The sequence below is a fragment of the Pseudonocardia sp. genome, from assembly GCF_029263155.1.
Taxonomy (GTDB): Bacteria; Actinomycetota; Actinomycetes; order Mycobacteriales; family Pseudonocardiaceae; genus Pseudonocardia.
Map to the genome: position 1 here is coordinate 1 of NZ_JAJCYB010000004.1, position 8117 is coordinate 8117.

Sequence of the window (8117 nt, forward strand, 5' to 3'; positions counted from 1 at the left end):
GGTCACGGCGCTCGGCGCGGTTCCCGGTACCTCGGTCTTCGAGGGGATGGAGGTGCCCGAGGGGGCGGCGTACTTCGTCGCGCTGGCCAAGGATCTCCTCGGGGTCTACCGGGCCAAGGGCTACGAGCCGATGAACTTCTACGCCCCGCTGTCGCGGTTGAAGGAGCTCGACGCCCTCCCGAGCCCCGAGGCGATCGAGTTCATCATCGAGCAAGGCAGGACGATGCGGGAACGGGGGAGCTCGGGTCATCCCTCGATGTACGAGGACGTCCTGCGCCGCCGCAGGACCGAGGTCGACTTCATGCTGGCGCCCTACCTCGAGGCCGCCGACGAGCTGGGGATCGAGGTACCGACGCTCCGGGTCGCGTACAACATCATCAAGACCATCGACCAATTCCTCGACTAGGACAGACCCAGTAGGGCCACGGCGGTGCCGCCGCGCAGCTCACTCGCGGCGGCCCGCCCCCCGATCACGGCGCAATGGTCGCTCGTCGATCTCCAATAGCGACCTTCCCGCCGTGATCGGCGGGCTCCCACCCTCTGGGCTCGGTTCAAAGGTCCGATGTACACAAAGGCCTGTTGACGGGCGTTGAACCCAGGTGTTTACTCTCAGGAACACTCTTCTGAAGCGAGGAAAACGACTCATGGGTGAGTACGTGAACATCCCGTCGGAGGACGGCCGGAGCTTCCGCGCCTACGTCGCCACTCCCGAACGCGGGCCGGGGCCGGGGCTGTTGCTGTTGCAGGAGGCGTTCGGGGTCACCGAGTTCATGCGCGCGATGGCTGACCGCTACGCCGACGAGGGTTACGTCGTCGCGGTACCGGACCTGTACTGGCGGTCCGAGCCGGGGGTGGAGCTCACTGACGCCGACTTCGACCGGGCAATGGAGCTCTACGGGGAGCTCGACATCGACAAGGCGATCGAGGACATTGCCGCCACCGTCGCCGCGGTGCGCGAGCTGCCGGCCCACACCGGCGCGGTGGGCGCGGTCGGGTACTGCCTGGGCGGTCGGCTCGCGGTGCTGACCGCGGCCAGGATCGACGTCGCCTGCGCCGTGGGTTACTACGGGGTGGGCGTGGCCGAGCACCTCGACGAGCTGGCGAAGGTGACAATTCCGTTGGCCTTGCACTACGGCACGGAGGACGCGCACTGCGGCCCGGAGGTCGCGCACGTCCAGGCCGTGGTGGAGGCCCACGAGAACATGTCCGCCTGGATGTATCAGGGGGCAGACCATGCCTTCGCCAACCGCTTCCGGTCCTTCTACGACCACGCCGCGGCCGAGCTGGCCTACACCCGGACGCTCGCGGTCCTGCGCAACGCGATCGGCCCACGATTCGACCTTGAAGGCCTCTGGGACCGGCACCTGTACCTGGAGTTCGTCGCCAAGGACGCGCCGGCGGTGCTGGAGACGATGGTTCCCGACCCGTACGTCAACATCACCTCGACGGTGACCGGCGGGGTCGGCCACGACATGCTGCTGCGCTTCTACAAATACCACTTCGTTGACGCGAACCCGGCGGACACGAAGATCACCCCGGTGTCGCGGACGGTCGGCGCGAATCGGGTTGTGGATGAGATGATCATGTGCTTCACACACGACCAGGAGATCCCGTGGCTGCTGCCCGGTATCGAGCCGACCGGGCGCTACATCGAGGTCGCACTGGTGGCCATCGTGTCCTTCCGCGGCGACCTGATCTACAACGAGCACATCTACTTCGACCAGGCCTCGGTGCTGGTGCAGGCCGGCCTCATCGACCCCGCCACCCTGCCGGTTGCCGGCGCCGAGGTGGCCCGCAAGGTCGTCGACAAGAGCCTGGAACCCAACAAGCTGATGCCGAACTGGGCATCGAGCGAAGCCCTTCCGCTGTCCTGAGAGTCCGGAGCGGCGCTGGAGAGGACCCATCATGAATATCCGTTGCCTCGGCTACGTCGGTGTCGAGTCCCCGGTGACCAAGCAATGGGAGGAGTTCGGGCCCGACGTGCTCGGCCTCGGCATCGCGGACCCCGGCTCGTCCGACACCGTCTACCTCCGGATGGACGACAGACACCATCGGCTCGCCATCCGGCCGGGAGAACGTGACCGCCTCCTGCACCTGGGCTGGGACGTGGGCGACGCCGAGGCCTTCGCCCGGGCGGTCGACGGGCTCGACCGCGCCGGCATCGCCCACACCGAGGGCACCGACGAGGAGTGCGCGGACCGCAAGGTCCTGCGCATGACCAGCTTCTCCGACCCCGTCGGCTTCCGGCACGAGCTGTTCTACGGGCAGCTGCTGCTGCCCCCCGCGTCGCCGGGGGAGGCCCGGACGGCGTTCGTCACCGGGGACCAGGGTATGGGGCACGCGGTCGTCGTCGTGCCGGACCTCAAGCAGAGCGAGCAGTTCTTCGTCGATCGCATGGGCTTCAAGAAGAGCGACGAGATCTACGACTGGCTCACCTTGATGTTCTTCCACTGCAACTCCCGGCACCACAGCCTCGCCATGACGGAGATGTCGGGCCTGCGCGGCCTGCACCACATCATGCTCGAGGCGCAGGATCTCGACGCCGTCGGAATCGCGTACGACCTCTGCTTGGAGAGGGAGATCCCCCTTTCCATGACGCTCGGCCGCCACTCCAACGACCGAATGCTGTCGTTCTACGTCCGCACGCCATCGGGGTTCGACGTCGAGTACGGCTGGGGCGGGCTCCAGGTCGACGAACAGACGTGGAAGGTCGGGCACTACCAGAAGGGCGACATCTGGGGCCACAAGTTCGTGGCGCAGAGCCCGCCCGGGGCTCTCGAACGCGCGGCCCCGGCCTGACCCGTGCACACACCCTCATGACAGGAATGGAATCCATGAGCGTCAAGGTCCTCACCGAGGAGTGGACGACCCGCCTGACCGAGGCCGCGTCCGGCGACCCTGTTCTGCAAGAGGTCACGAAGGGAAAGAAGATCCTCTTCGAGATGCACGTCTCCGGTAGTCCCGGACTCGACATCTATCACATCCACTTCAATGACGGGGCGACGACCTTCACCCCCGGCCCGGCAGAGAATCCCGATCTGAACGGCTCGGTCTCGTTCGAGACGATGGTCGCGCTCTCCCGCGGAGAACTGACCGGACAGGCGGCCGCGATGACCGGGAAGATGAAGGTCACCGGCAATATGGGACAAATGATGCAGGTCGGCCCGGCGCTCGACCAGCTCGCCCGTATCGAGGCGGAGATCGGTACGAGCTACGAATAGCGTGGCTGTCGGTTCAGTGTCGACATCGGTGCGCGGTCCACCATTCCAGAGAGTGAGAGGGGCAGTGACTTCATGACGATCGAGGCATTACGTGAGCTGCAGGCGACCGACGAGGGTCCGAGCCTGCCCGACGGAACCTCCGTGGCATCGCTGGTCGGCCCGAACGGATCGTCGGTGTCGGCGCGGGCGCTGACGGACCCTGACATCTACCGTATGGAGCTCGAGCGCATCTTCGCGCGGAGCTGGCTCGCGGTGGCGCACGAGTCCGAGATCCCGAACTCGGGCGACTACGTGCTCAGGTCCATGGGAGAGGACCGGGTCATCGTGTCCCGGGACGCCGCCGGTGGGATACACATCCTGCTGAACTCGTGCCGGCACCGGGGGATGCCCGTGTGCCGTGCGGACGCCGGCAACGCGAGTCAGTTCAAGTGCCCGTACCACGGGTTCACCTACCAGAGCTCGGGCGAGTTCGTCGGCGCGCCGGTGCTGAAGAAGGCTTACGGCGACACGCTCGACCGATCCACCATGGGACTGGTGTCCGCTCGCAGCGAGACCTACGGGGGCATGATCTTCGGGTCCTTCGACCCGGCCGCGCCCGCGCTGCGGGACTACCTCGGCGACATGGCGTGGTACCTCGACCTCCTCCTCGCCCGCACGCCGGGCGGGCTGGAGGTCATCGGGAGCCCGCACCGGTTCCGCATCCGCGCCAACTGGAAACTCGGCTCGGACAACTTCATCGGCGACGCCTACCACACCTACACGACGCACGGCTTCGCCGTGAACACGAGCCAGCTCCCCCCGGATCCGTCGTTCGCCTGGTACGGCGTTCAGGTGGCGGCCGGTGAGGGTCACGGCCTGGGCCTCACCGGCGCTCCCCCCGGTGTCCCCCTGCCGCCGTACCTCAACATGCCGCACGAGCTCATCCCGCTCATGAAGGCGACTCTGTCCGCGGAGCAGGACGAGGCGCTGCGCCGCACGAACTTCATCCACGGCACCGTCTTCCCCAACCTGTCGTTCCTCAACGCGATGATCAACTCGGAGGAGGGGCAGGCGCCGCTGCCGTTCGTCACCCTGCGTACGTGGATCCCGCGCGGACCGACCGAGATGGAAGTCTGCTCGTGGTTCCTCGTCGACAAGGAGGCGCCGCAGTGGTTCAAGGAGGTCTCGCGGCTGTCCTACGTGCGGCTGTTCGGGCCTTCCGGGACGTTCGAGCAGGACGACACGGAGATCTGGACCGGGATCACGAAGGCCGTGAGCTCTCAGGTCGGCAGTCGCCAGACTCTGCACGTGGGGATGAGCGTGGACCGGGAGCCGGACCGCGGTGACTGGCCCGGGCCGGGCGACGTCCACCAGGGCGGCTACGCCGAGATCGGACAGCGGTCGTTCTGGCGCAAGTGGGCGAAGGAGCTGACCCGATGACCGCGCAGCCCGCCGAGCTGGTCGCCGCGACCGACCCCCTGTTCCTGGAGTCCCTGCAGGTGCTGACGGCGGAGGCGCTGCTCCTCGACGACCTCGACTTCCCGGCCTGGACGGCGATGCTGGACGACGACCTCGACTACCGGGCCAGGGTCCGGAGCACGCTCGAACGTGGCAACGGTCCGGGCTTCTCGCCCGACATGTTCCACTTCGAGGACAACCGCGCCTCGATCGAGATGCGCATCCGCCGGTTGGCCACCGACTCCGCATGGGCCGAGGACCCCCCGTCCCGGACGCGGCGGCTCGTCACCAACGTGCGGACCGACCGCCGATCCGAGGACGACGAGGTCGGGGTCCAAAGCTACCTGTTGCTGCTGCGCAACCGCTACGACTCCCCGACCTACCAGATGCTGTCGTGCGATCGCCATGACGTGTGGCTCCGCAAGCCTGATGGCTGGAAGCTGCGCCGTCGATCAATCTACCTCGACCAGACGGTGGTCGGTTTCGACAACCTCGCGGTGTTCCTCTGACGTCTCGGTGCCCCCTGGCGCCCCTGCCGTCGCCCACCCGTTGACGCCTCCGCTCGGCCGGCGTCGTCCAGACCGGAGAATCATGCCCGAGAAGCGTTCGGATTCATCCATGTTCAATTCCAACAAGCTGAAGCTCGGCGTCTTCGCGTCGAACTGCTCGTCCGGCATGGCCATCACGAAGGTGCCGGAACGATGGGACGCGTCGTGGGAGGGCAACCTCGCGCTGGCCCGGCTCGCCGACGAGGCGGGGATCGAGTTCATGCTCCCGATCGCGCGTTTCAAGGGCTTCGGTGGCGAGACCGACTTCCAGAGCTCGACGCTCGAGACCCTCACATGGGCGACCGGCCTGTTGGCACACACCGAGAAACTCACCGTATTCGGAACGATGATCGCACCGCTCGTGCACCCGATCTTCGCTTCCAAGCAGATGGTCACCGCTGACCACATCAGTGGCGGGCGGCTCGGCCTCAACGTGGTCTGCGGCTGGCAACAGGACGAGTTCGACATGTTCGGCATCGAACAGTACGAGCACGACATGCGATACGACCACGGCCAGGAGTGGCTCGACGTCATCCGCAACCTCTGGCGCAACGACGAGCCGGTCGACTTCGAGGGGAAATTCTTCTCCCTGAAGGGCCTGGCCGGCGACCCGAAGCCGGTCGGCGGCACCGAACCCGTCATCATGAACGCCGGCTCGTCGGGTCGTGGGCGCGAGTACGCGGCGCGGAACTGTGACTTCCTGTTCACGATCCTGATCGACCCGGAGACCGGCGCGAAGGACGTGCAGGACATCAAGGCGCTGGGCAGGACGTTCGGTCGCGATCTCGATGTGTTCACCACCACGCACATCGTGTGCCGGCCCACCGATGAGGAGGCGAAGGACTTCCACCGTTACTACGTCGACGAGAACGCCGACTGGGAAGCGGTCGAGAAGCTGATGCACCTACAGGGCATGTACGGGCAGTCCTTCCCGCCGGATGCCTTCAAGATGTACCGCGACCGCTTCGCCGGCGGGCACGGCACCTACCCGATCGTCGGCAGCCCGGACACCGTGGCCGCCGAGCTCGAACGCATCAGCGCCGCAGGCTTCGTCGGCGCCACCATCTCCTTCGTCGACTATGTCAACGACCTCACGTACTTCAACGCCGAGGTGCTGCCGCGCCTGGAGGCCAAGGGCCTGCGCAAGCCGACGCCGTAGCGGCTCCCAGAACCGTCCGCCCCCGGACGGCATCGACCGCCGGGTGCGCAACTGTGCATCCGGCGGTCGTCGTTCTGCACCGGAACATCGAACCCACCGAAGGAAACGTCATGTCCGTCGCAGTCATCGTGCTGTCCGTGCTGCTCGCGCTCGTCTTCCTCGTCGCGGGCTCCGCCAAGCTGGCGGGCCACGGACTGATGCTCGCGTCCGCCGATCACCTCGGTTTTCCGCGTACCGCCTACCGGCTGATCGGGGTGGCGGACGTCGCCGGAGCGGCCGGCCTGGCCCTCGGCGTGTGGATACCGGCCCTGGGCATCGCGGCTGCGGCCGGCCTGGTCCTCCTGACGATCTGTGCGGTGGTGGTACACCTTCGTGCCGGGGATCGGGCCAAGGACTACTCGCCGCCCGCGGTCCTGGGCGTACTGGCCGGTGTGACCCTCGCACTCCACCTCGCGGGCACGTGACCAATGCCATGAGGCCGGTTATCCACTGAGCGCGGCCGTGATCCGGTTCTACGTATTCGGCTTCCGCAGGACGAGCGGGCCGTAGAAGGATCGAAAGGAACCTCCTGTCCGCACATCCGATCGCCCTGGAGGAGAAATGACCGACTCCCGCCGGAGCCGACTGGATAACTATGCCCTCATCCGCACCTCCGATCTGGACGAGGCACGGGAGGCGGTCGCGCGGGTTTTCTGTCCACACCGGCTCGACCTGGACGACGGCGAGAAAGAGTTGACGGTGGTGCACAACTCCACCAGCCTCGACAAGCTCTGCGTGAACTACCTCGACTACGGCGCCGCGGTACACGTAGAGCCGGGAGAACTCGACTCGATCTTCGTCGTGCAGATCTCCGTCGCCGGCCGCAGCCAGGTCCGTTGCGGCACACAGGAAATTGTGTCGACGCCGTCCATGGCTTCGGTGCCCACGCCGACAGAGTACTTCGACATGCACTGGGAGTCCGGCGCCCCGAAGCTCATCGTGAAGGTCGACCGTCCGGTGCTCGAGGAGGCGCTGGAGCTGCTGACCGGGCAGGCCTTGGTCAAGCCGATCCGATTCCGCCTCGGGATGGACCTGACGACAGCCGCCGGCCGCAGCTGGATCGGTCTGCTGTCGCTGCTGGTTGCGGAGCTGGAGCGTGGCGACGGCCTGATCCGGCAGCGGTTGGCGGTCGCCCACCTCGAGGACGCGCTGCTGACATCGTTGTTGCTGACCCAGCCCCACAACTACTCGGACCAGCTGCAGGCTCAGGATCCACCCGCACCGCCGAAGGTGGTGCGGAGCGCCATCGACCTCATGGAAGCACACCCGAAGCAGGCGTTGACGACGGACGAGCTCGCACGCTCGCTGTCGGTCGGTGTCCGGACACTGCAGGAGGGGTTTCGACGCTACATCGGATGCTCGCCGATGGCCTATCTGCGTGACGTGCGGCTCCAGCGGATACACGACGTCCTGTCGACCGGTTCGCCCGGCGCGGACAGCGTCACCGAGGTTGCCCTCGACTGGGGCTTCTTCCATCTCGGGCGATTCGCCGCCGCGTATCGCGCGAAGTTCGGCGAATCGCCGTCACAGACCCTCCGCGGCGGCTCATCCGGATATTGCGCGCCGCCGGGACAGTGAGCCTTTCCCAGTAGCGGGGCCGGGCGGCTCGGGCGACACGCCGAGGGTGCGGAGATGATCAGATTGGGTGCGGGACCTCGGTAGAAGAGACGGTCCGCCAAAGATCGACTCTCACCGAGGTCCCGCGTGTCCGAT

General features: G+C 66.7%; 9 protein-coding genes. All 9 read left to right on the forward strand.

Annotated elements, in window-relative coordinates:
- Positions 1-406: ketopantoate reductase C-terminal domain-containing protein (locus Q1K26_RS00525; protein ID WP_300006923.1), on the forward strand; the 406-nt coding region annotated here is incomplete at its 5' end.
- Between the two features lie 238 nt (positions 407-644).
- On the forward strand, positions 645-1874 hold the full coding sequence (locus Q1K26_RS00530) for a dienelactone hydrolase family protein (RefSeq protein WP_300006925.1): 1230 nt from the start codon (positions 645-647) through the stop codon (positions 1872-1874).
- Positions 1875-1905: 31 nt separating this feature from the next.
- Complete coding sequence (locus Q1K26_RS00535) at positions 1906-2799, forward strand: VOC family protein (RefSeq protein ID WP_300006927.1); 894 nt, start codon at positions 1906-1908, stop codon at positions 2797-2799.
- 35 nt (positions 2800-2834) lie between these two features.
- Positions 2835-3221: an SCP2 sterol-binding domain-containing protein gene (locus Q1K26_RS00540; protein WP_300006929.1), complete on the forward strand. Its 387-nt coding sequence runs from the start codon at positions 2835-2837 to the stop codon at positions 3219-3221.
- 72 nt (positions 3222-3293) lie between these two features.
- Complete coding sequence (locus tag Q1K26_RS00545; RefSeq protein WP_300006930.1) at positions 3294-4640, forward strand: aromatic ring-hydroxylating dioxygenase subunit alpha; 1347 nt, start codon at positions 3294-3296, stop codon at positions 4638-4640.
- The gene (locus Q1K26_RS00550; RefSeq protein WP_300006932.1) at positions 4637-5167 is read left to right on the forward strand and encodes a 3-phenylpropionate/cinnamic acid dioxygenase subunit beta; all 531 of its coding nucleotides are present in this window, start codon (positions 4637-4639) and stop codon (positions 5165-5167) included. Before Q1K26_RS00545 ends, Q1K26_RS00550 begins: the two co-directional genes overlap by 4 nt.
- An 82-nt stretch (positions 5168-5249) precedes the next feature.
- On the forward strand, positions 5250-6365 hold the full coding sequence (locus Q1K26_RS00555) for an LLM class flavin-dependent oxidoreductase (protein WP_300006934.1): 1116 nt from the start codon (positions 5250-5252) through the stop codon (positions 6363-6365).
- A gap of 110 nt (positions 6366-6475) precedes the next feature.
- Positions 6476-6829, forward strand: coding sequence for a DoxX family protein (locus Q1K26_RS00560; protein WP_300006936.1), 354 nt, complete (start codon positions 6476-6478; stop codon positions 6827-6829).
- A gap of 136 nt (positions 6830-6965) precedes the next feature.
- Entirely contained in the window at positions 6966-7982 is a 1017-nt protein-coding gene (locus tag Q1K26_RS00565; protein WP_300006938.1) for an AraC family transcriptional regulator, read from the forward strand.
- Positions 7983-8117: the final 135 nt, after the last annotated feature.